This window comes from Antribacter gilvus, assembly GCF_003946865.1.
Classification (GTDB): Bacteria; Actinomycetota; Actinomycetes; order Actinomycetales; family Cellulomonadaceae; genus Antribacter; species Antribacter gilvus.
In genome coordinates, this window is record NZ_QXTH01000003.1 from 66,884 (window position 1) to 88,803 (window position 21,920).

At 71.7% G+C, this 21,920-nt stretch carries 28 protein-coding genes and 2 tRNA genes; 12 read left to right on the plus strand and 18 right to left on the minus strand.

What is annotated here, in order from left to right; translation table 11 throughout:
• Positions 1-65: 65 nt before the first annotated feature.
• From D1350_RS06050 to D1350_RS06070, 5 genes are all read right to left on the minus strand, one after another.
• Positions 66-1,358: a GNAT family N-acetyltransferase gene (locus D1350_RS06050; RefSeq protein WP_125774956.1), complete on the minus strand. Its 1,293-nt coding sequence runs from the start codon at positions 1,356-1,358 to the stop codon at positions 66-68.
• A 40-nt stretch (positions 1,359-1,398) separates the two neighbouring features.
• Positions 1,399-1,800 carry an MGMT family protein gene (locus D1350_RS06055; RefSeq protein ID WP_125774958.1) on the minus strand — a complete coding sequence of 134 codons (402 nt, stop codon included), beginning with the start codon at positions 1,798-1,800 and terminating at the stop codon, positions 1,399-1,401.
• Between the two features lie 12 nt (positions 1,801-1,812).
• Positions 1,813-2,928, minus strand: coding sequence for an LLM class F420-dependent oxidoreductase (locus tag D1350_RS06060; RefSeq protein WP_125774960.1), 1,116 nt, complete (start codon positions 2,926-2,928; stop codon positions 1,813-1,815).
• Between the two features lie 72 nt (positions 2,929-3,000).
• Positions 3,001-3,996, minus strand: a complete 996-nt coding sequence (locus D1350_RS06065) for a DUF1648 domain-containing protein (RefSeq protein WP_125774962.1) — start codon at positions 3,994-3,996, stop codon at positions 3,001-3,003.
• Positions 3,993-4,349 carry a GntR family transcriptional regulator gene (locus D1350_RS06070; RefSeq protein ID WP_125774964.1) on the minus strand — a complete coding sequence of 119 codons (357 nt, stop codon included), beginning with the start codon at positions 4,347-4,349 and terminating at the stop codon, positions 3,993-3,995. The genes D1350_RS06065 and D1350_RS06070 overlap by 4 nt, the downstream gene beginning before the upstream one ends.
• Positions 4,350-4,458: 109 nt before the next feature.
• Here D1350_RS06070 and D1350_RS06075 point away from each other — a divergent pair, with 109 nt between their 5' ends.
• Positions 4,459-4,884 carry a DUF4383 domain-containing protein gene (locus D1350_RS06075; RefSeq protein ID WP_125774966.1) on the plus strand — a complete coding sequence of 142 codons (426 nt, stop codon included), beginning with the start codon at positions 4,459-4,461 and terminating at the stop codon, positions 4,882-4,884.
• A 68-nt stretch (positions 4,885-4,952) separates the two neighbouring features.
• Here D1350_RS06075 and epsC read toward each other — a convergent pair whose 3' ends face one another.
• Positions 4,953-5,558 (minus strand): serine O-acetyltransferase EpsC, encoded by a 606-nt coding sequence (epsC, locus tag D1350_RS06080; RefSeq protein WP_125774968.1) that lies wholly within the window; start codon positions 5,556-5,558, stop codon positions 4,953-4,955.
• Complete coding sequence (gene cysK / locus D1350_RS06085; protein WP_125774970.1) at positions 5,558-6,493, minus strand: cysteine synthase A; 936 nt, start codon at positions 6,491-6,493, stop codon at positions 5,558-5,560. The genes epsC and cysK overlap by 1 nt, the downstream gene beginning before the upstream one ends.
• A gap of 459 nt (positions 6,494-6,952) precedes the next feature.
• Here cysK and D1350_RS06090 point away from each other — a divergent pair, with 459 nt between their 5' ends.
• Positions 6,953-7,711, plus strand: a complete 759-nt coding sequence (locus D1350_RS06090; RefSeq protein WP_125774972.1) for a carbon-nitrogen hydrolase family protein — start codon at positions 6,953-6,955, stop codon at positions 7,709-7,711.
• The gene (locus D1350_RS06095; RefSeq protein WP_125774974.1) at positions 7,708-8,427 is read left to right on the plus strand and encodes a hypothetical protein; all 720 of its coding nucleotides are present in this window, start codon (positions 7,708-7,710) and stop codon (positions 8,425-8,427) included. The genes D1350_RS06090 and D1350_RS06095 overlap by 4 nt, the downstream gene beginning before the upstream one ends.
• 7 nt (positions 8,428-8,434) lie before the next feature.
• Here the strand turns inward: D1350_RS06095 and D1350_RS06100 are convergent, their stop codons facing one another.
• The gene (locus D1350_RS06100) at positions 8,435-9,685 is read right to left on the minus strand and encodes an amidohydrolase (protein WP_125775380.1); all 1,251 of its coding nucleotides are present in this window, start codon (positions 9,683-9,685) and stop codon (positions 8,435-8,437) included.
• A 182-nt stretch (positions 9,686-9,867) separates the two neighbouring features.
• On the opposite strand from D1350_RS06100, the gene D1350_RS06105 reads away from it, so the two are divergent.
• Entirely contained in the window at positions 9,868-10,272 is a 405-nt protein-coding gene (locus D1350_RS06105; protein WP_125774976.1) for a RidA family protein, read from the plus strand.
• A gap of 17 nt (positions 10,273-10,289) precedes the next feature.
• Positions 10,290-10,739 (plus strand): Ig-like domain-containing protein, encoded by a 450-nt coding sequence (locus D1350_RS06110; RefSeq protein ID WP_125774979.1) that lies wholly within the window; start codon positions 10,290-10,292, stop codon positions 10,737-10,739.
• An 89-nt stretch (positions 10,740-10,828) separates the two neighbouring features.
• Here D1350_RS06110 and D1350_RS06115 read toward each other — a convergent pair whose 3' ends face one another.
• A complete protein-coding gene (locus D1350_RS06115; protein ID WP_125774981.1) occupies positions 10,829-11,650 on the minus strand; it encodes a hypothetical protein in 822 nt (273 codons plus the stop codon).
• 154 nt (positions 11,651-11,804) lie between these two features.
• Here D1350_RS06115 and D1350_RS06120 point away from each other — a divergent pair, with 154 nt between their 5' ends.
• The 4 genes from D1350_RS06120 to D1350_RS06135 all read left to right on the plus strand — a co-directional run bounded on the left by D1350_RS06120 (position 11,805) and on the right by D1350_RS06135 (position 13,483).
• Positions 11,805-12,044: a FitA-like ribbon-helix-helix domain-containing protein gene (locus D1350_RS06120; RefSeq protein WP_125774983.1), complete on the plus strand. Its 240-nt coding sequence runs from the start codon at positions 11,805-11,807 to the stop codon at positions 12,042-12,044.
• Positions 12,041-12,442 (plus strand): type II toxin-antitoxin system VapC family toxin, encoded by a 402-nt coding sequence (locus D1350_RS06125; protein WP_125774985.1) that lies wholly within the window; start codon positions 12,041-12,043, stop codon positions 12,440-12,442. Before D1350_RS06120 ends, D1350_RS06125 begins: the two co-directional genes overlap by 4 nt.
• A 28-nt stretch (positions 12,443-12,470) precedes the next feature.
• Positions 12,471-13,031 carry a maltokinase N-terminal cap-like domain-containing protein gene (locus D1350_RS06130; protein WP_125774987.1) on the plus strand — a complete coding sequence of 187 codons (561 nt, stop codon included), beginning with the start codon at positions 12,471-12,473 and terminating at the stop codon, positions 13,029-13,031.
• A gap of 158 nt (positions 13,032-13,189) precedes the next feature.
• Positions 13,190-13,483, plus strand: a complete 294-nt coding sequence (locus tag D1350_RS06135) for a hypothetical protein (RefSeq protein ID WP_125774990.1) — start codon at positions 13,190-13,192, stop codon at positions 13,481-13,483.
• Positions 13,484-13,557: 74 nt separating this feature from the next.
• Here the strand turns inward: D1350_RS06135 and D1350_RS06140 are convergent, their stop codons facing one another.
• Positions 13,558-14,577, minus strand: a complete 1,020-nt coding sequence (locus D1350_RS06140; protein WP_164545048.1) for a PQQ-binding-like beta-propeller repeat protein — start codon at positions 14,575-14,577, stop codon at positions 13,558-13,560.
• Between the two features lie 71 nt (positions 14,578-14,648).
• Positions 14,649-15,059 carry a Rid family hydrolase gene (locus D1350_RS06145; RefSeq protein WP_125774995.1) on the minus strand — a complete coding sequence of 137 codons (411 nt, stop codon included), beginning with the start codon at positions 15,057-15,059 and terminating at the stop codon, positions 14,649-14,651.
• Positions 15,060-15,136: 77 nt separating this feature from the next.
• Here D1350_RS06145 and D1350_RS06150 point away from each other — a divergent pair, with 77 nt between their 5' ends.
• Positions 15,137-15,502: a winged helix-turn-helix transcriptional regulator gene (locus D1350_RS06150; protein ID WP_125774997.1), complete on the plus strand. Its 366-nt coding sequence runs from the start codon at positions 15,137-15,139 to the stop codon at positions 15,500-15,502.
• Between the two features lie 68 nt (positions 15,503-15,570).
• On the opposite strand, the gene D1350_RS06155 is transcribed toward D1350_RS06150, so the two are convergent.
• Positions 15,571-15,641, minus strand: a tRNA-Gly gene (locus D1350_RS06155).
• Positions 15,642-15,808: 167 nt separating this feature from the next.
• On the opposite strand from D1350_RS06155, the gene D1350_RS06160 reads away from it, so the two are divergent.
• Both D1350_RS06160 and D1350_RS06165 read left to right on the plus strand, forming a co-directional pair.
• Positions 15,809-15,882 (plus strand) — tRNA-Pro (locus tag D1350_RS06160).
• A 365-nt stretch (positions 15,883-16,247) separates the two neighbouring features.
• Complete coding sequence (locus D1350_RS06165; protein ID WP_125774999.1) at positions 16,248-16,580, plus strand: hypothetical protein; 333 nt, start codon at positions 16,248-16,250, stop codon at positions 16,578-16,580.
• Between the two features lie 618 nt (positions 16,581-17,198).
• Here D1350_RS06165 and dnaN read toward each other — a convergent pair.
• The 6 genes from dnaN to D1350_RS06195 form a co-directional block, all read right to left on the minus strand.
• Positions 17,199-18,329, minus strand: a complete 1,131-nt coding sequence (dnaN, locus tag D1350_RS06170; protein WP_125775001.1) for a DNA polymerase III subunit beta — start codon at positions 18,327-18,329, stop codon at positions 17,199-17,201.
• Between the two features lie 115 nt (positions 18,330-18,444).
• A complete protein-coding gene (locus tag D1350_RS06175) occupies positions 18,445-18,939 on the minus strand; it encodes a GNAT family N-acetyltransferase (RefSeq protein ID WP_125775003.1) in 495 nt (164 codons plus the stop codon).
• Between the two features lie 40 nt (positions 18,940-18,979).
• Positions 18,980-19,333, minus strand: coding sequence for a GntR family transcriptional regulator (locus tag D1350_RS06180; RefSeq protein WP_125775005.1), 354 nt, complete (start codon positions 19,331-19,333; stop codon positions 18,980-18,982).
• Positions 19,334-19,364: 31 nt separating this feature from the next.
• Positions 19,365-19,769, minus strand: a complete 405-nt coding sequence (locus tag D1350_RS06185; RefSeq protein ID WP_125775007.1) for a RidA family protein — start codon at positions 19,767-19,769, stop codon at positions 19,365-19,367.
• 51 nt (positions 19,770-19,820) lie between these two features.
• The gene (locus tag D1350_RS06190) at positions 19,821-20,780 is read right to left on the minus strand and encodes an aldo/keto reductase (RefSeq protein ID WP_125775009.1); all 960 of its coding nucleotides are present in this window, start codon (positions 20,778-20,780) and stop codon (positions 19,821-19,823) included.
• A gap of 92 nt (positions 20,781-20,872) precedes the next feature.
• Positions 20,873-21,739: a carbohydrate kinase family protein gene (locus D1350_RS06195; protein WP_240643918.1), complete on the minus strand. Its 867-nt coding sequence runs from the start codon at positions 21,737-21,739 to the stop codon at positions 20,873-20,875.
• Positions 21,740-21,920: the final 181 nt, after the last annotated feature.

Here is a 21,920-nt window from a genome sequence, read left to right on the forward strand (position 1 = left end):
TCGCCGGTTCGGCAGGTCGACCTGCCGAACCGACGACGAGGTGCCGAGGCGATGTGCGCGGCCGGTCAGAAGATCCAGCTGCAGACCGGCGCCACCGGCCAGCCGAACGCCGCGCTCGCCCGGGCCAGCGCGCCGGGCGTGCGCTCCGTGACGAACCCGGCCGTCGCCATCGCCGCGAGCGACCTGCCGCCGAGGTAGGCGGCGCCGAGCTCCCGCACGTCCAGCGACAGGTCGCCGGGACCGTCGGTGCGCTCGACCGTCGACTGGCCGAACGCCGTCGCGCGCAGCCGATAGGTCCCGGCGTTCTGCGGCAGCCGGGCGTCCGTGACCGCCAGCGTCACGTCCACGTCTGCGGCGTACTGCCGCCCGGCCAGGGCTGCGGCCACGTCGACGATCCTGACCCAGACGTTGTCCGTGGTACGCGGGACCGCAGCGCGCGGGTTCACCAGGAGCTGCATGAGGACGTCGTCGACGGGGAGGACGAACGGCGCGACGTTGCTCATCAGGTCGAGGTCGAGGAGCGTGCCCCAGAGGACGCGGGCGGCGCCGGGGTCGAGCGCCACCGCCTCGCCCACGGAGACCGTGCCGGTCGGGCCGGCGGGCTCCCAGTCGAGCTTGCGGCGGAACGTCGCGTAGGCGCGAGGCTCCCCGTCGCGCTCCACCACGACGATGCGGCGCGACTCCCGGCCGCCGCGGTACGCCGCAGGGTCCGACCAGTAGTTCGCCTGCAGGCCCTCGGTCTCGCGGGTGGCCCAACCGGGCCGGTTGAGGCCCAGGACGCCGGTGGGCGCGGCCCCCGCGGCGCGGTGCACCTGGTCCACGAGCGCGCCGTGCTGCTCCCGGCTCGCGCGCTCGATCCGCACGGTGAGCCCGTCGGCGCCCGCGACCGGGCGCAGGGCAGCGCCGCGCGGCACCGTCATCCGCAGGTCGTTCGTCGCCAGGCCGTAGCCGAACCGGCCGTAGATCGCCGCCTCCGCGGCGAACAGCGCCGAGAGCGGCTCGCCCCGCTCGACGCAGCGGGCGAGGTGCAGGTCGATCATGGCGTTGAGCAGGCCGCGGCGCCGGTGCTGCGGATGGACGCCCACCCACGTGAGGCCCGCCGTCGGCAGCGCCCCGCCCGGCACGGGAAACTCGGCGAACTCGTACGACGAGTGGAGGCCGGCCAGGCCCTCGTGACCGTCGGCCTCGATGCCGACCGTGCGTTCCCAGTCGAGCGGCGACGGGTGCTGGAGGGCGTCGTCGACCTCGACCGAGGACGGGAAGGCCCAGAAGTCGAGCTCGAGCCGGGCGCGGTGGTCGTCGTCGGTCAGCGGGCGGAACCGGTAGCCGGCCGGCAGGGGGACGTCGGGAAAGGTCATGGGACCGATCGTCACCCGCGCCGGTGGCGCCCGCCAGGGATTAACCCGCTCCGCCCGCCGGGGGGAACCAGACGGCGCGCTTGAGGTCCACCCGTCGGCCGTCCTTGCTGAGCGGGCAGGCCTCGGCGCGCAGCGCGTCGAGGGCTGCCGTCAGGTGGTGGGCGGGAGGCGACCCGGCCGCGTTCACCACCCGCCACCACGGCAGGTCGAACGAGTCCTGCGCCGGTCCCACCACGACCGCGTCGTCGGGGAGCAGGTGCGCGTACCGGTCTGCCGAGCCGGAGAGCACGCTGCCGACCTGCCGGGGGCCTCCCCGGTGGAGCGTCTCGGCGACGATCTCGGCGATCAGGCCATAGGTCATCGCACGCCCCGGCGGGATCCGGCGCACCAGGTCCAGCACGGCGGCAGCGTACTCCTCGGCGCCCGTCAGGTCGTCGGCCATGGCGGCATCGTGTCAGACCTTGCGGGGCGCCACCCGGCTCAGCGCCGAGCCGGCGGCCGCGCGGACCCGGCCGGCCGTCGTCGTCGAGTCCTGTGCCGCGGCGAGCACGGTGAGCATGGATGCCGGATCGCCCTGCACGAGCATCGTGTTCAACGCGGTGGACTCCCACCGGGCCAGGTCGCGACGCACCTTCGACGCGGGCCCCACGAGCGCGATCTCCTCGACGAGCGACGTGGGCACGGCAGCCGCCGCGTCGTCCTTGCGACCCTCGAGGTACAGCGCCTGCACCTCGTCCATCGCGTCCTTGTAGCCGAGCCGGTCCAGCGACGCCTTGTGGAAGTTGGCCTCCTTCGAGCCCATCCCGCCTGCGTACAGGGCGATGTGAGGACGGATGACGTCGGCAGCCTGCTCCACGTCGTCGCGCACCACGACCGGGACCGTGGCCATGACCTCGAACGAGCTCGCCGGGGAGCGCTCCTCGGAGCGCGCCGCGAAGCCCTCGCTGAGGAGCGCCCGGAACTCGTCGTCCATGCGCGGGGCGTAGAAGCCGGCCATCCAGCCGTCCGCGATCTCCGCGGCGAGCGCCACGTTCTTGGGTCCCTGGGCTGCGAGCACGATCGGGATCTCGCGCCGGAACGGGTGGACCGTGGGCTTGAGCGCCTTGCCCAGGCCCGTCGCGCCAAGGGCGTCGGCGGGCAGGGGCAGCCGGTAGAACTCGCCGTCGATCGACACGGGGCGCTCGCGCGCCATCACCTGCCGCACCACGTCGACGAACTCCCGCGTGCGGGCCAGCGGCTTGCGGTAGGGCTGGCCGTACCAGCCCTCGACCACCTGCGGCCCGGAGGCGCCGAGACCCAGCACGAACCGGCCCTTGGACAGGTGGTCCAGCGTGATGGCCTGCATCGCCGTGGCGGTGGGCGTGCGGGCAGCCATCTGGGCGATGCCGGTGCCGAGGCGGACACGGCGGGTGCGCGAGCCCCACCAGGCGAGCGGCGTGAACGCGTCGGACCCGTAGGCCTCGGCGGTCCAGACGGAGTCCAGGCCGAGCTGTTCCGCGGCGACGATCGCCTGCTGGATGCCCGCCGGGGGCCTGCGTGACCAGTAGCCGGTCTGGATGCCGATGCGCATGGGGTGTCCTCGTCGTCGAGCGGGCGGGAGGTTTATCCGAGACGCACGGTCCCGGATAACGCTGGCCACACCCTATCGCCCGGGCGTGCGTGCGCGCTCCGCCATCGTGTTGAGCAGGGCGGCGGCGTCCCTGGCGTCGTCCACCGTCACCACGAGGGACCGCCCGCCGGTCTGCTCCACCCGGAGACCTTGCCCGCCACGGAGGACCACGCCGACCTGTCCCGCGAGCCCGACCCGCCAGCCCCAGCCGCCGAACTGGCGGAGCGGGTGGACGTCGACCACGTCCGCCCGGACCACCTCGTCCGCCGGGACGTGCGTCCCGGGCCAGCCGAGCGCCGAGCGGACCGTGAGCCCTTCCGTGTCCACCCGGACGACGAACACGAACGTCGCCACGGTGGCCGGCAGCAGGAGGGCAGGCACGGCCAGCAGCGCCCACGTTCCGGTGACCACGGCGATCACCGTCGTCAGCGCGATCGCCCCGCCGCCGACCACCAGCCCGGAGCCGCCCGTAGCGCGGGCGAACCACACGGCTCGCTCGTCCTGGCTGAGCCCCAGCCGCAGGGCGTCGGCCGGTACGGCGGCCTCCGCGGGTACCGCCCGGTCGCGGGGGACCAGCAGCGCGGCGACGACCCCTGGCACGGCCGGCACGAGCATCGCCAGCACGAGGTCGCTCCCCGAGAACGGGGTCTGCGCTGCGTCCGCCAGCCCGCGCTGCGCCGAGAGGCTGATCAGCGTCATCGCAGAGAGCATGCCGGAGATCCAGACGGTGAGCCCGGCCGCCAGGCGCAAGGTGCTCGCGGACCGGCCGAGAAGCAGCCCGATCGCGCCGAGCACGGCGATGCACAGCGCGCCGGTCCCGAGCATCACGCCCGCGAACGCCTCCACAGGCATGAACTCGTCCGGCGCGCCTCCCGGCCCCCAGTGCGATGCGACCTGGTCGGGAAGCTCGGCTCGCCAGGAGAGGGCGATCGCGAGGCCCGCGAGCAGGATCGCCAGGCCGGCGAGCGCCGACCAGGCAGTGACGCGCCGGGCACGCGGCTTCCAGACGTCAGCAAGGGTGTGAGTCATCGCTTCATTGCCTCCTTCAGGAGTGTCGTCGTGGCCTCCGGGGAGAGGCGTGCCTCCCGGGCGGCCTGAACGAGGGTCTCGAGCGCGCGCTCCACGGCGCTCAGGTCGGCCTTCGCAGGTCCTGTGACCACTGCACCGCGTCCGCGCCGGAGCTCGATCAGCCCCTCGTCGCGCAGCACCTGGTAGGCGTGCAGCACCGTGTGGACGTTCATGTCCAGGGCGGTGCCGAGCTCGCGGGCCGGTGGCAGGCGCTCACCGGCGCGAAGCTCACCTCGGGCGATACCGAGCCGTACCCGTGAGACGAGCTGCTCGAAGAGCGGCTCGTCGCTCGCGGTGTCGATGCGGAAGATCACGTGGCCAACACTACTTGATCTATGGCAACTAGAACAAGTCCCAGATGCTCGGACGACTCGGGCACGGCGCGCCCGGGGCGTACCGCGGGGAGCGCTAGCGTGGCGGCTCGTGGCAACTGTTGCGCCCCCGGCGCGGAACGTCCGGCTCTTCCGCCTCTACTGCCGAGTCGCGGCGTTCCTGTTCGCGGGGTTCACGGTGTACCCGGTGATCACCAAGCTGGTCGACCACCGGCTCGCCCACGACTGGGTGCACAGCGCCCTGCACCTGCTGTTCTGCCTGCTCGCGGTATACGCCGGCTGGTTCGCCCGGGACGTGTGGGCGGCGAGGTGGTTCACCGTGACGGTGGGCGCCGCCTACGGGGTGCTCGGCGTGGTCGGCTGGTTCGTGCCCGGTCTGCTGCTCGGCACCCCGGTGGCGATCCCGCTCGACCCGGTGGCCAACGTCTTCCATCTGGTGCTGGCCGTGCCGGCGATCCTTCTCGTCGCGGCATCGGGCGGCCGCGCCCGGGACGAGAGAACGCCGCCACGGGGCTGATGCCCCATGGCGGCGTCCCGGACGGGCTCCGCCGCGTCGGATCACTGCCTCGTCGGATCACTGCCGCGTCAGATCACGTACTCGATGAGCTCCGACGGGTCCTCGACGTGCGGGCTCTTCGGCTCGCGGGCCTCGGGGAGCCGGATCCTGGCGGGCACGCCCACGGCGACCGCCTTGTTCGGCACGTCCTTGACCACCACGGCGTTGGCACCGACCTGCGCGTCGTCGCCGATCCAGACCGGCCCGAGGATCTTGGCCCCCGCACCCACGAGGACGCGGTCCCCCAGGGTGGGGTGGCGCTTGCCACGGCGCATGGACCGGCCGCCGAGGGTCACGCCGTGGAAGAGCATCACGTCGTCGCCCACCTGCGCGGTCTCGCCGATGACGATCCCCATGCCGTGGTCGATGAACAGCCGGTGCCCGATCCGGGCGCCCGGGTGGATCTCGATGCCGGTGGCGGCTCGCGACACCTGCGAGATCAGGCGCGCCAGGAGGCGCAGCGGTGGGATGCGCCACAGCCGGTGCGCGACCCGGTGGGACCACACGGCGTGCACGCCGGGGTAGAGCAGCGCTACCTCCAGGCGGGAGCGGGCCGCGGGGTCGTGGGTGCGCGCGGCCTCCAGGTCCTCGGCGAGGACCCGGCCGAACGCGCGCACCCTGGAGAGAGAGGGCATTAGTCGAGCAGGTCCTGGTAGAGGATCGTCGACAGGTAGCGCTCGCCGAAGTCCGGCACGATCGTCACGATCAGCTTGCCGGCGTTCTCGGGGCGGCGGGCCAGCTCGAGCGCGGCAGCGATGGCGGCGCCGGACGAGATCCCCACCAGGAGGCCCTCCTCCTTGGCGGCGCGGCGCGCGTAGTCCACGGCGGTCTCGGCGTCGACGTCGATGACCTCGTCGTAGACCTTGGTGTCGAGGATCTCGGGCACGAAGTTGGCGCCGATGCCCTGGATCTTGTGGGGGCCGGGGGCGCCGCCGTTGAGGATCGGCGACTCCTTGGGCTCGACGGCGACGATCGTGATCGCCGGCTTGCGCTCCTTGAGCACCTGGCCCACGCCGGTGATGGTGCCGCCCGTGCCGATGCCGGCCACGACGATGTCGACGGCGCCGTCGGTGTCGGCCCAGATCTCCTCGGCCGTGGTGCGGCGGTGGATCTCGGCGTTGGCCTCGTTGGCGAACTGGCGGGCCAGGATGGCTCCCGGACGCTCCGCGGCGATCTTCTCGGCGGCGGCGACAGCGCCCTTCATGCCCTCGGACCCGGGCGTGAGGACCAGCTCCGCGCCGTAGGCCCGCAGCAGCGCGCGGCGCTCCTTGGACATGGTCTCCGGCATGGCGAGCACGACGTTGTAACCACGGGCCGCGCCGACCCAGGCCAGGGCGATGCCGGTGTTGCCCGACGTCCCCTCGACGATGGTCCCGCCCGGCTGCAGCTCACCGGACGCCTCGGCGGCATCGATGATCGCCACGCCGATGCGGTCCTTGACGGAGTTCGCCGGGTTGTAGAACTCGAGCTTGGCCACGACGGTGGCCTCGAGCCCCTCGGTGAGGGCGTTCAGACGGACGAGAGGCGTGTTGCCGATGAGCTTGGTCGCGTCGTCGTAGATGCGGGCCATGGGTCTTCCTTCGGGTGGGTGCTTGCGGGACGGGCGGTACGCCGTGCTCGTCGGCCCCTCGAGGAGCCGGCCGCCGGGCACGAGGTACCTGGGTGGTGCGGGTCAGGTGAGGGCCGGAGCGCCGCGCGAGCGCTGCGGCCACGGGGCGCCGGCGGCGCTCGGTGTGGTCAGGCGTGTCGCGGACGCTCTACCGACAGCATCGACAGCACAGCGCGGACGCGCAGGCCGACGACGTCCCGGCCGGCCGGGAAGGCGTGCGGGGGAGTGCGGGGCGCGAGCTGCGCATGGCTTCCTCCCGATTCGCGTGACGGCCTTCCCTACGTGGTGCGAGCCGACACGAAGTCGGCTCGCGAGACGAGATTATCCAGGCTGCGGACTCTTCGACAAGCCCTGTCTCACCGATCGATCGATTCGATGGACGGGTGAACGCGTCCGTGTCCGTTTCGCTACCGTTCCAGCATGATTCCCGAGGACCGGCTCACCGTCGCCGCCGTGCAGTCCGTCCCCGTCCGGGACATCCGGACGAACGTCGCGGACGCGGCTCTCGCTGCCCGCGAGGCGGCCGACGCCGGGGCACGGCTCGTGCTCTTCCCCGAGCTCTCGCTCACCGGCTACGACTTGTCGGACCTCGACCGGCCCGATGCCTGGTTCACGCCCGGTGACCTGCGCCTCGAGCCGGTCCGCGACGTGGCCGCCGCCAGCGGCGCGACGGTCGTGGTCGGCGCTCCGGTCGAGCACGGCGGCGCGCGGTACATCGCGGCGCTCGCCGTGACCGGTACCCAGCCCGACGTCGTCGCGGCCAAGACGCACCTGCACGGTGCCGAGGTCGGCGTCGTCGTGCCCGGCCGTGGACCGGTGGTGGTCGAGGTGGCCGGCTGGCGCGTCGCCCTGGCCGTGTGCTTCGACACGGCCTTCCCCGCGCACGCCGCCTCGGCGCGCGACGCCGGGGCGGACGTCTACGCGGCCTCCGTCCTCTACACCGAGGGGGAGGAGCGCACGCTGGACGTGCGCCTGGCCGCCCGGGCGATCGACCACCGCCTCTACACGGTCGCGGCAAACCTCGGCGGGCACCCGCTCGGAAGGCGCTCGGCGGGCGGCTCGGGTGTCTGGTCGCCCGACGGCGCCTCGGTCGCCACCGCCCGGAGCCGTGACGGGGAGACGGTGCTCGCCACCCTCGACCCCGCCCGGGTGCGCGCCTCGCTACCATTCGCCCCGTGATCAACCCGGACATGACGGACAGCACCGCGGGCGGCGAGCCCGCCTTCTCGCCCGACGCCCACCGGCTCGACCTCGGTCGTACCAACCTGATCGCGGTGATCGTCGGAGTGGCCGTGACGGCGCCGCTCGCCTGGCTCTGTCTCACGGTGGTCTTCGACCCGACGGCGGGCGCCGCCCGCTGGGTCGGTGTCTTCTTCGCCCTGCTCTTCGGCGGACTGACGGCCATGTGCCTCGTGGCCGCGCGCGCTGCGACCAGGCCGCGGGGGATCGTCGTCGACCTGGCAGGGATCTGGTTCTGGCACGGAAAGGACTGGGACCTCGTCGCATGGAGCCAGATGGCTCGCGCGGGCGTCTCGTTCGAGCTGCCGCCGAGCATGCCTGTGCTCTCCCTCCAGGCCAAGGTGAGCGGCTGGGTCACCGACAAGGCGATGGAGGCGATCCGCGTCACCGACAAGCGGCGCACCGCCCTGGAGATCGTGCCGCTGCGGGAGGAGGACTTCCCGACGGTGCCGCGTCTGCTCCTGTACCGCAAGCCCGACAAGCACCCGACCCCCGGGCTTCTCGCCGTCCGCTGGTACGTGCCGGTCGTCCCGGGCTACCACTCGTGGAAGGACCTGATGGCGGCCGGCGAACGGTTCGGCGGCCAGACCTGGGTGGGCTTCTTCCAGCGCCCGTGGGGCAGCATCGGGACCGGCCGGGTCCAGCCGCGCGGCTGACGGCGACTCAGGCGGTGAGCGAGGCCACGCCGTCGTCGGCAGGAGAGCCCAGATACGCCATGGCTGCCACGACGAGCGCCTCGACGCCCACCTCCAGCGTGGGGTGCGGCACGGGTGCGAACCGCGGCGAGTGGTTCGACGGGATGTCCTGGTCGAGCGTGCCGGCACGCTCCGCAGCGAGGAACGCGTCCGGGTCCCAGCCGCCGAGCAGCCAGTAGACGATCGGAGCGCCCGCGGCGGTCGCGAACACGCTCACGTCCTCACTGCCAGAGACCGGCCCAGGGTCGATCACCCGCTCCGCACCGAAGTGCGCGGCGAGGAGGGCACGGGTGCGGTCGGTCTCCTGGGGGTCGTTCACGACGGGTGGGAAGCTCTCGACAACCGTGATCCGGGGCGGCAGCGGAGCTCCCGCGGCGGCGACCTCACCTCGGACGATCCGCTCCACCGCTGCGACGACCCGGGCGCGTACCGCCTTGTCGAACGTGCGCACGTTCACCCCGAGGTACGCCTCGACGGGAATGATGTTGTCCTTGGTGCCCGCATGGAGGGCACCGACCGTGAGCACCGCGGCCTCGGTGGCCGCCACCTCCCGCGAGACGATGGTCTGGAGACGCATCACCGTCGACGCCGCCATGACCACCGGGTCGACGGTGGTCTCCGGCCGCGACCCGTGGCCTCCGCGACCGACGAGCCGGATGTCGAAGGTGTCGGTGCCGGCGAACGCCGGGCCGCCGTGGAGCCCCAGCCATCCCGCGGGATACGGCGCGACGTGCTGACCCAGCACGATGTCAGGGAGCGGTACCAGCTCGTAGAGACCGTCGTCGATCATCGCCTGGGCACCGCGCCCGAGCTCCTCGGCGGGCTGGAACACGACCACGAGGGTCCCCGACCACCCGGACCTGCCGTGGGCGAGCAGCTCGGCCGCACCGAGCAGCGCGGTGACGTGGACGTCGTGACCGCACGCGTGCATCAGCCCAGACTCGATGCCGTCGGCTGTGGTGCCGCGTGCCGTGCTCGCGTACGAGAGCCCGGTCTCCTCGGTGACCGGGAGGGCGTCCATGTCGGCCCGGAGCAGGACGCACGGGCCGGGGCCCGCGTCGAGCACCCCGACGACGCCGGTCCCCCCGATGCCGGTGTGGACGGTGAACCCCAGGGCGCTGAGCCGGTCCGAGACCAGCGCCGCGGTGCGGGTCTCCTGGAAGGAGAGCTCCGGGTTCGCGTGGAGATCGACGTACGTCTCGAGGAGGCGCGGCAGCATCGCGTCGAGCGGCCGCAGGACGGCGCCGACGTCGACAGGTACCCCAGACATCGTCATGGGGCTCACGATGCCACCGGAACCGCGGTTGCGCCCCGGGTCCGGGTGCGTCAGCGACCGCCGTCGACCCCGGCGCACGTGCCTACCGGACAGCGGCTGACCTGTACCCGTTCTAGGTTGACGGGATGGATGAGATCGAGCTGCTACAGCCGGAAGGGCTCGTCAGGAGCCCCGCCTTCAGCCACGTCGCCGTCGTCCCGCCCGGGGCGACGACGATCCACGTCGGCGGCCAGAACGCCGTCGACCGCACCGGACAGCTCGTCGGGGGCGACGACGTCGCGGAACAGACCCGCCAGGTCATGTCCAACCTGACCACCGCGCTCGCTGCGGCAGGTGCCGGGATCGAGCACCTGGTCAGCGTGACCGTGCTGCTCGTCGAAGGCGTCGACATCAACGCCGCCTACGGCGCGGCAGCCGCGGCGCTCGCCGCCGCGCCGAAGCCTCCGCTCGTGACGGCGGCGGTCGTCCGCGGGCTGGGAGTCCCGGGCGCGCTGGTGGAGGTGTCTGCGCTGGCGGCCGTGGTGCGTTGAGTAGACGAGCCCTGCGAGTGAGACGACCCATCGCCGCCCTGCTCGTCCTGCCTGCCCTTCTCGCCCTGGTCGCGGGGTGCGCGGCAGGCGGTGGTCAGGGATGCCAGGAGGTCACGATCGAGGTCCGGGCCGTCGCGACCGTGAGCGCGGAGGACCCGGTCCCGCTGACCGCCACGATCCAGGCCGACGGCGCCCCGGTTCCCGGAGCCGACGTCGCTTTCTACGTCTACCACGAGAGCACTGCCGGCGAGGACGAGGGCGGCGCGGTCACCGCGAACGCGGAGACGGACGCGGAGGGCGTCGCGACCGTGACGTACACCGGGTCGGCCGACCTGCCGGCGTTCAGCGACCAGGTCGTCACCGGCTACAGCGCCGCGCTCGTGAGCAGCGAGGGCACGTACTGCCGGTCACGTAGCGAGGTCGCGAGCCTCGACGTCCCCTGCGCGGGCTTCGCCTGCACCGGGTAGCGACCAGCCCGCAACGGCTGGTGACCCGCCCCGACGGGCCGCGAGAAGGCCGCCGACCCCACGGGTCGGCGGCCTTCTCGCTCACGTCCCTACCGGGCGCAGCCCAGCCGGTCGGTGTCGAACGCGATGTCGTCCATCAGGACGTCGAAGTGATCGGGGGTCGGGCCGCCCTGGTAGAGCTGCCAGCCCACCTTGATGGTGTCCGCCGTCGGCAGGACGAAGTCGGTGTCCGCCCCGCCGTGGTTGGTCGTGGAGACCTCCAGGTCGGGCTGCTCGACGCCGTCGAACCACACCGAGACCCGGTTCTCAGGGCCGGACCACTGGAACTCGACGCACTGCCAGCGGTCCTCGACGGTGGGAGCCGACTCGCGCCAGTTCGTCCAGTCGCCGGTGGGACCGCCGTCGGCCCCCACGCCCCAGAACGTCGCGTCCGGGCCGACCGTCGGGGCGAACTGCCCGCCGAGCGGCCGGACGACCTCGGGGCTGCCCGAACCGGTCGCCTCGACGAGGGTGAAGTGGGCCCAGTCCGGTGCGGTCGGGAAGTCGTCGACCTTGAGCCGCAGGCGGCCGTAGAAGCTGTTCCCCGGCGCGGAGAAGTCGACGACCTTGAGGAACGCCATCCCGTTGCCCTCGGTGTGCACGTGCAGCACCTTGCCGGCGCGCCCGGCCCTCTCGACCTGGAGCGTCCCGTGCCGGGTGTCGATGCCCCAGTCGAGGCTGGCCGCCCCGCCCACCGGCAACGACTCGAAGTCCTCGCAGAAGAGGGCGTCGGTGCGCGAGCACACCGCGGAGGGCGAGCCGCCGCCGTGCGCTGCGACAGAGGCCGCGGCCAGCCCTGTGCCCGACGCCGCGCCCGACGCCGCCGCGGGTACCGCGGCCAGCGCCGAGGCGGCCAGGAGCCCTACGGTCATCAACGCTTTGATCTTCTTCACGCGTGCACCAGCCGTTTCTTCGGGGAGCGAGGACGACCGGACGCTAGGTGCCGGGGCAGGGCGGCGGACAGGGACTGAAACGATTGGCCTGTGCGCGTTGCACCCCGCATGACCCGTGGTGCAGAATGCATGCATGGTTGCCCTGCAAATCCGAGACGTGCCTGAGGCTGTCCGCGACACCCTGACCGAGCGGGCGCGGGCCAGGGGGCAGAGCCTGCAGTCCTACCTGCGTGAGGTAGTGCTGCGGGAGGCGGCGTTCGCCAACAACCTGGCGGTGCTCGACAGCGTCGCGACGTGGAACGAGGGGTCCGGTGCCTCCCTCGAGGACGTGCTGGCCGCGCGTGACGCGGGCCGCGAGGACCCGCGCGCATGATCGTGGCAGACGCCTCGGCGGTCGCGCTCACGTTCATGGACCCTGTCCATGACCCCCGGGTCGCCGAGGCTCACAGGATCCTGCGCACGGACCCCGCGTGGACGGTGCCGTCGCACTGGCACACCGAGGTGCTCAGCACGATCCGTGGGCTGTGGCTCGGCGGCAAGCTGGACATCGAGAGAGCGGACAAGGCGTTCGTGGCGCTCACGGCCATGACTGTCGCGGTCGCCCCGACCGGTCCGCTCCTGCCCCGGATGTGGGACTTGCGTGCCAACCTGTCGGTCTACGACGCCGCGTACGTCGCGGTCGCCGAGTCGCACGACCTCACGCTCGTCACGGCCGATGCCCGGATCGCCAAGGCCGGCGTCGCACGCTGTGCCGTGCGGGTCATCGGCTGAGCCTTGCGTCCGGCGTAGGGTCGATTCCATGGCGATCCTGCACAAAGCGACTCTTGTTCCGAGCAAGCGCGAGGTCCTTGCGGGCTGGCTTCCCGCCCAGCCGTGGTACCCCGGTGGCGGCTTCCAGCTTGTCGGCGGATTCCGGCTCGACGACCCCGCCGGAGAGGTCGGTATCGAGCTCAGCCTCCTGCGGACCGATGACGGCACCGTCGTCCACGTCCCCTGTACCTACAGGGGCGCCGAGGCGCCCGAGCTCGCCCACGCCCTGATGGGCACCTCGGAGCACTCCGTCCTCGGCACCCGCTGGTTCTACGACGCCGACGCGGACCCGGTGTACCAGGCGGTCGTGCGGCAGGCGATCCTCACCGGGGCGACGCAGGCGCCCGAAGAGGTGCACCACCCGGACGGGACGGTCGTCCCGCGGGCGAGCCTGGTCGAGGCACGGGGCCTCCCCGGCGAGGGGGCCGACGACGCAGCGGCGGTGCAGACGGTCCGGCTGCCGCACGCACTTGAGCCGGGAGTCCCGGTGCTGGTCGCGACCTGGGAGGGTCAGGACGAGCCGCTCGTGGTGGTGGTCCTCGCAGGCTGAGCGCGGTTCAGCACGACACGGCGCACGCCTAGGACGACCCCGGGCAGGCAGTTTTGTCCGCCGCAGGGTCTTGTCGGATTCGGCGTGCCTCACGCCCCTGCTAAGTTCCCCCCACCCGCACGCCGTGTGCGCACGTCCCACCGATGAAGGAGTCCGTGTTGGCCGCTCAGTTGCCTCCGCCCCCGTCCGAACAGCCCCCGCAGTGGAACCAGCCGCCGGCGCAGTCGTCGTCGAACACGCTGTCGATCATCTCGTTCCCGCTCGCGGCGATCGCGCTGTTGTTCGTCCCGATCCTGTTCGGGGGTGCGGCGATCGCCCTGGCGGCGGTCGGCAAGTTCTCCAAGAAGGAGAAGCTCGGGACGGTCGCCTTCGTGGTCGCGCTCGTCGCGACCGTGGTTGGCATGGTCATCGGCGCGATCGTCGGTGCGAGCGCGACGCTCGAGACCCTCTGACCGGCTTCCCGTGACGCGTGAGCGCAGGCCGGAGGCACACTCTGACCTGCGCTCACGTATCCGGTAGGGCGCATTCACCCGTGGAGGGTCCCGGCGCTCAGGGTGCCCTTTCCGAAGAGGAGCGTGCCGGCTGTCTCGTGCTGGTACAGGCCGGCGGTCTGCCGGTCGATGACCAGTCGGCCGCGGATCTTGCCTTCGTGGTCGATGCCAGTAAGAACGCCTGTGCGGTGCGCTGCCACGAATCCGAAGTCTGTTTCGACCAACCCCACCAACCGGTTGTCGAGGCGTACCCGATGACGTACGCCGCCTGTGTCGGGGTCGACTGCGACAAGTCCATCGGCGGCAGGCAGCCAGACGAGGCCGCCCACGACGAGGGCCGCCCTCGGCAGTCCCGCTCCGGCCGTTGAAAACCTGCGGGCGCCTGATGTCGCAGGATCGATCTGCCACTGGGCTCCCGACGCGCCCGCAATGAGCAGCCGTCCCGCGTCGAGGGTCGCGAACGCGGTTCGGGAATCGTCGCCGACCAACGGTTCCGGCACTGGCCATGCGTTGACCGGGTTGCCGTCGCGGGGGTCGATCAGCCGGAGGTCGCCGGTCGTCGGGTCAGCAAGCAGCACCTGCTCCCCGACAGCCACCGGTGCCACGGTCGTGACCGGGCGGGGGGAGTGCCAGAGCGGCGCCCCGTCGCGCAGGTCGAACGCCATCAGCGGCGTGTAGCCTCGCCAGCCGCCCGCCAGCACGACGCCTCCGGCGCAGACGAGATGGCCGGTGAACCCGGGAAGGTCGGCGCTCCACACCCGCTGACCGGACGACAGGTCGAAACACACCAGCTGGGCGATGTTCTGCGCGATTCCCACGCACCAGTCGCCGGATACCACGACCGCCCGGGGCCACGTTCCGAACGGGACGTCCCAGACAGTCGTGCCATCACGCGGATCGACACCAACCAGCCGGGTGGAACGCTCATGCACGACAATCAGGTCGCGTCCCGCCGCCCAGCCTCCGGTCGCGCTGGACCCACCGTGCTGGTGCAGCTGCCGCCGCCATCGCGCTTCGAAGATCACCTCGGGAGCGAACCAGAAGCTCAGGCCCACCGCAATGTTGATTCGGAGAGCCGATGAGCGAGCGAGAGGGCGGTCACCGTCGGGGCCACCGCCCTCTCTGCTCAGTCCAGGATCGCGTACGCCTCGACCTCGACGAGCACGTCCGGCTCGAAGAGGTAGTCGACGCCGATCGCCGAGAGCGGGGGCAGGGGCTGGGGGAGGCCCAGCTCGTCGGCGACCTGCTCGATGCCGGCGGCGAAGTCGCCGTACTTCTCCGGGCTCCAGCCCGTCACGTAGAACCGGAGGCGGACGACGTCGGAGAACGTCGCCCCGGCTCCGGCCAGCCCGCGCGCCGTGCTCCGCAGGGCGTGCGCCACCTGGCCCGCGAGGTCACCACCTGCGACGGGGCTGCCGTCGGCGTCCCGTGCGATCTGCCCGGCGATGTGCACGTGGCGGGTCCCCGTGCTCACGGAGACGTGGTGGTAGGGGACGGGCTGGAACATGCCGTCCGGGGTGAGGAGGTCGACTGTCATGGGATACCTTTCGTCGGTCGAGCAGGTATCCAATGTCTACCTTGTATCCGAAGGGAACTTCAACGAGACTAGGTGACATGAAGGAAACCGCCGCCCTCGATCAGGCCCCGCTGAGCGCGGAACATCGCGAGCTCCTCGATCAGATCCTCGACAAGTGGTCGCTCCAGGTCCTCGACGTGCTGTGCGAGCGCCCCCGCAGGTTCAACGAGCTGCGGCGTGCGATCCCTGTGGTGACGCAGAAGTCGCTCACGGCAACGCTCCGCCGGCTGGAGCGGAACGGGATGGTCGAGCGAGTGGTTGTCGACACCAGGCCGGTGGCCATCGAGTACCGCATTGCGCCGCTCGGCAAGACGCTTCAGGACCTCATCGACGCGCTGCTGGGCTGGGCGTCTGCCCACCTGCCTGAGGTCCGGGGTGCGCGCGAGAGGTTCGACGACCTCTGAGGGGAACGTCCGGAGACGCGAAGAGCGCAGGTCAGAAGCTGCTTCTGACCTGCGCTCCACGCGGTGAGAGCGGGCGACGGGAATCGAACCCGCGTAGCCAGTTTGGAAGACTGGGGCTCTACCATTGAGCTACGCCCGCACAAGGTGGCCGACGACGCCTCGCGCACCCTCGCGAGTCACCTCACCAGGGCGCGGACCCGTCGTGCAGACCGCGGCCATCACCCTAGCAAACCTGATGGCCCACGCGTACACGGTGTGACCGGGCACTACACTGGCGGCGGTGCTCGCCGCGGTCGCGGCGTGCCACGGGCTGTAGCGCAGGTTGGTAGCGCGTCCGCTTTGGGAGCGGAAGGTCGCAGGTTCGAATCCTGTCAGCCCGACTTGAAGGCCGCGGAAACTCAACGTTTCCGCGGCCTTTGGAGTTGAGGGACTTGACCGTCCGTCCAAGAACCGTCCAGAAACCCCGTCCACGAACCCTCCCGCGGGTGGCTCGTGCTGCGCTGCCCGGAATGTCTCACCGAGCGCTACCGGACGTCTCGGAGCGTTGCGCGCACCTGAGGGGTATGGACGCAAAGAACACCCGCGGCTCGGGTCTCGAGCAGATCTCCTTCTTCTTCACCAAGGTCCGCGGACGTCTGCGGCTGACCATCGTGGGAGTTTGCCCGGTATGCGGGACGCATGCCTACCTTCTCGTTTCGATTCAAACGTGGTCCCCGCTGGCCAGAAACCTGGGAGGATTGCTGTGATGATGCGCTGGACGAGACGGCATGGGCCCAAGCTTCTCCCGATTGTCGGTGCGCTCGTCGCGTTGACGATGACGGGGGGGTCGCTCGAAGCTAGCGACGGGCGGCTCGCCGCGTACTACCTGACGACGTTGCCCTGGGGCTCGCTCTTGACGGTTGTGGCGGGCGGCGCCAGCGCAGTGCTCGGCTCAGACCTGCCGCCCGTGCTCGACCCGATTCTCATCGCTGTTGCCGGCGCCATGCAGGGTGTGGTACTCGCTGTCGTTGTGTACGGCGTATTGCGCTATCGCAGAGCCAAGGAGTCCAGCACGGGGCCGGGACCCGAAGGGTCCTGAGCGCACGTCGCGGCCGTTGCGACGGCAGCCCTGCTCACGCACGGAGAGGGCTGCCGCCGTGTATCGCGCGTCGGCCGTTGCCCGCGTTGCGTGGTTTGAGAGACCTTCTCGCGGAGGGGTCACGGGGGTCACGCCTTGTCGCCCTGCGGTGCCAACGCCACACCGTGCGCCTCTACGTCGACTCCGACGACGAGGCGCTGGAGGCGCTGGAGCTCGATCTGGGGCGCGCTTGAACAGGTCGGCCTGCCCGTCGGGACCGACAGCGCGCTGCTGTGCCGCCTGGACGCGGGTGGTCCGCTCACTGCGGAAGATTCGATACCCGTCCATCTACCGTCCAGAAATGAGCGGGGATCTTCGGTAGCACGCAGATTCAATCGGCAACGTCAGGCCGGGCACGCCCCGGCGAAACCCCAGGAAGCATGGGTTTCCGCAGACCAGCGAGCGAACACGCGAGAGCGGAAATGCGTTCGCTGTGCTCCCGGAAGGTCGCAGGTTCGAATCCTGTCAGCCCGACCGTGTGATGTCGCAGGACATCGGAATGGCCTGAACCTACGATTCGTAGGTTCAGGCCATTCGTCGCTTTCGGGTGGGGCCGGGTGGCGGCCGGGGCCACGGCTGTCAGGCGAAGCGGATGGGGACCACCAGGTAGCGGTAGCTCGAGTCGTCCTCGCCGTCCAGGGAGTCCTGGCCGGTGAACTCGACGGGCTTCTTCGGGTGGGAGAAGGACAGCCGGACGAAGTCCGTGTTCAGCGCACCCAGACCGTCCAGGAGGAACTGAGGGTTGAACGCTAGGGAGATGTCCTCACCCTTGAGCACGGCCTCGAGCGCCTCGGAGGCCTGCGCGTCGTCCCCGGCGCCGGCGTCCAGTACGACCTGGCCCTCGGTGAACGACAAGCGGATCGACGTGTTGCGCTCGGCCACCAGGCTCACGCGCTTGACGGCATCGATGAGTGGGGCTGACGCGACGACGGCATGGATGGGGCTGCTGTCGGCGAAGAGCCGGCGCACGGGCGGGTAGTCGCCGTCGACCAGCTGCGACGTCGTGCGTCGACCGCCGGCCTCGAAACCCACGAGATCCATACCAGCGCCTGTGGACAACCCGATGTTCACCGGCCCGCCGCTCGCGCCCAGGGACCGGGCGACGTCGTTCAGGGTCCGGGCTCGGATCAGAGCCACGGAGGAGAACCCGGGACTCGTCGGCGTCCAGGTCAGCTCGCGCAGCGCGAGGCGGTAGCGGTCCGTGGCAAGGAGCGTGATCTTCTCCCCGTCGATCTCCACCCGGACACCTGTGAGCAGCGGCAGGGTGTCGTCGCGGCTCGCAGCCACGGTCACCTGTGCGATCGCGGCGGCCAGCACCTCGCCCGGCACCGTGCCGCTGAGATCCGGCATCGACGGCAGCGTGGGGTACTCGTCGACCGGCATCGTCAGCAGGGTGAACCGGCTGGTACCGCACGTGAGGACGACCTTGCTGCCCTCCAGCGTCACGTCCACCGGCTTGTTGGGGAGGGCGCGGGAGATCTCGGCGAGCAGCCGGCCGGAGACGAGGACCGTGCCCGGCTCGGCCACCTCGGCTGGGACCTCCGAGCGGGCGGAGGTCTCGTAGTCGAAGCTGGCAAGGTTGAGGATGCCTGACGCGTCCGCCTCCATGCGGACACCGGCCAGGACGGGCGCGGGCGGGCGTGTCGGGAGAGTGCGAGCCGTCCACGTCACGGCCTCCGCCAGCACGTCACGTTCAACTGTGAACTTCACGTCGCGCCTACTCTCTCGAGTCCTCGTTCCGAACCCGCCAGAGCCTACGCGAGCCGGCTGCGCAGACGCACTCCGAACCTGCCGCTGGCCAGCAGCGACACGATCAGAGGAGGAGTCAGAGCTCTCGGTAGTAGTGCACGACGGGGAGCGCGGTGAAGCCGCTTGCCTCGTACATCGCGCGCGCAGGGGCATGCCCGTCGTCGCCACCGGTCCAGACGTTGACGTACGCGCAGCCGGCGTCGCGCATCAGGTCGAGGGCCGCGTCCATCAGCTGCCGCCCGGCTCCCTGGCGTTGAGCCGCCGGGTCGACGGCGATCATCTCCAGGTCGCCGGGGAGCGTCCCGTCGTCGTCCGGGGTGCCTATGACGACGACGGCGAATCCCACGACCGTGCTGTCAGCCTCCGCGACGATCGTTCGCTCCGCGTGCTGAGCGCAGGAGGTCCGCACGGTCTCGGCCTGGCTCTGCCGCCAGTCGGGGTAGGTGAGACCGAAGAGCCGGGGCCCGAGGATGGAACGCCAGGCCCGAAAGGCCGGCTCCCATGCCCGGAGGGAGAGGTCGACCAGAACGTCGACGTCGTCGGGACGAAAGGTGCGAACGAGAGCAGGCACGGCCGCTACGGTAGGGGCCTCCCGAGGGCAGGCCCAGGGATTATGCCCGCAGCGTGGCCTCTACGATCCGCAGCGCCTCGTCCGCGTCGATGCCGAGCGCGTGCACCGTCGCCGCGTACGTCGCCGCGGCGCGGTGCGCCTCCTCGCGGGACCGGTCGCCCGCCGCGCTGACGAACGTGCCCTGCCGACCACGCGTCTCGACGAGCCCGGCCGCCTCGAGCTCCTTGTAGGAGCGCGCGACGGTGTTCACCGCCAGGCCGAGCTCGGACGCGAGCGCCCGCACCGTCGGCAGCCGGGTCCCGACAGGGAGCGTCCCGTCGCCGACCTGGCGCGCGATGCCGAGGCGGACCTGCTCGAACGGCGGGACGGGGGAGTCGGCGTCGATGGTGATCACGTGGCCCACGGTAGGCCGTCGGGCGCGACGGTCAGTCGCGCAGCGCCGCGGTGAGGTCCACCTCGACGAGCTGCCCGGGAAACCCGAGGCAGGTGACGCCGAGGAGGGTGCTCGCGGTGGTGAACGCCTCGCCGATGACCGACCCGGTCAGCCGGTCCCACACCGTCACGAGGTCGGCACGGTCGGTGGTCGCGACGTAGACGACGGACCGCACCACGTCGGCCGGCCGGGCTCCGACGGCGGCCAGCGCGGCCAGGGCGTTCTCGGCGACCTGGTCGGCCTGCGCCGCCAGGTCGTCCGGGCCGACGACGGCGCCCGCCGCGTCGAGCGGGCACTGACCGGCGAGGTGGGCGGTCCGCCCTGCCTCCGAGATGGCGACGTGGTGGTACGTCGGGGTCGCGTGCAGGCCCTCCGGGTGGATCCTGGTGATCGTCATGGCACCACTCTTCCGTCACGAAGCCGGCCGCCACCAGCAGATATCGGCCGCTCAGGCCGCGTCCAGCAGCGCCCGCAGGTCGTCGGGCAGCTCGAGGCGCATGGCGTCCAGCGCGGCCTGGAGCTGGTCCGGCTTGCTCCCGCCGAGGATGGGCCGGATCGTCGGCGTCGATCCGGCGAGCCAGGCGAGTACCACCTGCCCGCGCGTCGCGCCGAGCTCGGCCGCCACCTTGTCGAGCGCCGCGAGCCGCCGGAACGTCCCGGGGTGGCCGTGGGCCCCCGGCAGCGGCTTGGCCGGGTTGTCGTACGCCCCGCTGAGCAGCGGCGTGTAGGCCCACGTCTCGAGCCCCTCCACGGCGGCGAGATCCAGGTGCTCGTCCGTCAGCATGCCGAAGCGGTGCCCTTGGCCGTCGGGAAGCTCGAACGGGCGCGGGTGCACGTAGCTGAACGAGTGCTGCAGCGCCGTCCACGGCGTCCGGCCCTGGCCGATCGCGTGCCGGCGCGCCCGCTCCACCAGCCAGGCGGGGTGGTTGGACGCCCCGATCCGGAGGGCCAGGCCCTCCTCCACGAGCTCGGCCATGGCGTCCGCCGTCTCCTCCACGGGGACGGCGCGGTCCTCCACGTGCGCCCAGGCGAGGTCGACGCGGTCGGTCCCGAGCCGCCGCAGGCTGCCCTCGAGCTGGGCCCGGATGGCGTCCCGGCTCAGCCCGGTGCCCGACGACGGCTCGGCCGCGTCGACCGGCTCCGCCCCGAACTTGGTGGAGATGAGCACACGGTCGCGCATGCCGGGGCGTGCCGCGAGCCACCGGCCGAGCACGGTCTCGCTCTGTCCGCCGTAGCCGGTGTCCGACAGCCAGAAGCTGTAGCAGTCGGCGGTGTCGAGCCAGCGGCCTCCGGCGTCGACGAACTGGTCGAGCAGGGCGAACGACGCGGCCTCGTCGACCAGGGTGCCGAACACCATGGTGCCGAGCACGAGACGTTCGGTGGGGGTGGGGGTGGGGGTCGTGGACATGGTTCCTCCGTGCGTAGGGGTGTGATCCCACGCTAGGAGGCGATCGGTCTGGTGCCACGGTCCAATCCGACGGGCCGGGACCAGACCGATCGTCAGTCCAGGAGCGGGCTCAGGTGGACGGAACCCAGCGCCCGGACGGCCTGGCGCGCGCCCGCCCGCAGGCAGCGGGACGTGTCCTCACCCTGGAGGTGCGCCGCCAGGAACCCGGCGAAGAAGGCGTCGCCGGCCCCGTTGGTGTCCACCACCTCGGCGGGCTCGGCCGGGCACTCGGACCAGCCGTCCCGGGTCAGCGCCACCGCGCCCCGGGCGCCCAGCGTGCAGACCACCGTCGTAGCTCCCCGCTCCAGGAGCGAGGTCATGAGCGCGCGGTGGTCGGGCGTGCCGTCGTCGTTCAGGAAGACGAACGAGCACGCGTCCGCGAAGGGCTGGTGGAACTCGGACGCGCCGTCGTAGTCGTGGAGGTCGGTCCAGAGGGTGGCGCCGCTCGCCCGGGCCGCGGGAAGGGCGTCGAGCCCGGCCTGGCTCAGGTCGAGAACGACGTGGCTCGCGCCCGCGAGGACGGCACCGACCGCGGGGACCACCGGGTCGCCGTCAGGCACGGGGGCGGGCACGGAGAGGTAGATCGAGACGCGCTCGCCGGCGTCGGTCATGAGGTTGAGGTGCTGCTCGGACGGGCCCTCCGCCCGACGGGCGAGCACCTCGAGGCCGCCCGCGCGGCCCAGCGCGCCGAGGATCTGGTCGGCTTCCGGGTCCGACCCCACGCTGGTCACCAGCGTCGTGGCGACGCCCAGGTCTGCCAGGTGCAGCGCCTTGCCGGCGCTGGTCCCCCCTAGGGTCCGCACGGTCCCGCGGGCGAAGACCATGTGGGGGCGAGGGTCGGGCAGGTGGTCGAGCCGGACGAGAGTGTTCCAGGACGCGGGTCCGACGACGACGACGTCGGAGGTCTGAGAGGTCTCCACGGGGCAACTCTTCCACCTGGCGCGCTCGGGCCGGATGGGCTCGCTCAGGGCCGGTTGTTGCATGTAGGCAACAGATGGGCGGAGGAGATCGCCGGAAGTGCTGTTTCGCCGCGCTGGGGGGCGATGTTGCATCTAGGCTCGCCTAGAGGCGTTGCCGGGAGTGCGAGAGCGCGGAACTGGT

Coding starts and splice junctions, on each gene's coding strand:
- D1350_RS06050 (WP_125774956.1), bottom strand. CDS start 1,358: ATGACCTTTCCCGACGTCCCCCTGCCGGCCGGCTACCGGTTCCGCCCG.
- D1350_RS06055 (WP_125774958.1), bottom strand. CDS start 1,800: ATGGCCGACGACCTGACGGGCGCCGAGGAGTACGCTGCCGCCGTGCTG.
- D1350_RS06060 (WP_125774960.1), bottom strand. CDS start 2,928: ATGCGCATCGGCATCCAGACCGGCTACTGGTCACGCAGGCCCCCGGCG.
- D1350_RS06065 (WP_125774962.1), bottom strand. CDS start 3,996: ATGACTCACACCCTTGCTGACGTCTGGAAGCCGCGTGCCCGGCGCGTC.
- epsC (WP_125774968.1), bottom strand. CDS start 5,558: ATGCCCTCTCTCTCCAGGGTGCGCGCGTTCGGCCGGGTCCTCGCCGAG.
- cysK (WP_125774970.1), bottom strand. CDS start 6,493: ATGGCCCGCATCTACGACGACGCGACCAAGCTCATCGGCAACACGCCT.
- D1350_RS06090 (WP_125774972.1), top strand. CDS start 6,953: ATGATTCCCGAGGACCGGCTCACCGTCGCCGCCGTGCAGTCCGTCCCC.
- D1350_RS06100 (WP_125775380.1), bottom strand. CDS start 9,685: ATGCTGCCGCGCCTCCTCGAGACGTACGTCGATCTCCACGCGAACCCG.
- D1350_RS06105 (WP_125774976.1), top strand. CDS start 9,868: ATGGATGAGATCGAGCTGCTACAGCCGGAAGGGCTCGTCAGGAGCCCC.
- D1350_RS06115 (WP_125774981.1), bottom strand. CDS start 11,650: ATGACCGTAGGGCTCCTGGCCGCCTCGGCGCTGGCCGCGGTACCCGCG.
- D1350_RS06120 (WP_125774983.1), top strand. CDS start 11,805: ATGGTTGCCCTGCAAATCCGAGACGTGCCTGAGGCTGTCCGCGACACC.
- D1350_RS06125 (WP_125774985.1), top strand. CDS start 12,041: ATGATCGTGGCAGACGCCTCGGCGGTCGCGCTCACGTTCATGGACCCT.
- D1350_RS06130 (WP_125774987.1), top strand. CDS start 12,471: ATGGCGATCCTGCACAAAGCGACTCTTGTTCCGAGCAAGCGCGAGGTC.
- D1350_RS06145 (WP_125774995.1), bottom strand. CDS start 15,059: ATGACAGTCGACCTCCTCACCCCGGACGGCATGTTCCAGCCCGTCCCC.
- D1350_RS06150 (WP_125774997.1), top strand. CDS start 15,137: ATGAAGGAAACCGCCGCCCTCGATCAGGCCCCGCTGAGCGCGGAACAT.
- D1350_RS06165 (WP_125774999.1), top strand. CDS start 16,248: ATGATGCGCTGGACGAGACGGCATGGGCCCAAGCTTCTCCCGATTGTC.
- D1350_RS06185 (WP_125775007.1), bottom strand. CDS start 19,769: ATGACGATCACCAGGATCCACCCGGAGGGCCTGCACGCGACCCCGACG.
- D1350_RS06190 (WP_125775009.1), bottom strand. CDS start 20,780: ATGTCCACGACCCCCACCCCCACCCCCACCGAACGTCTCGTGCTCGGC.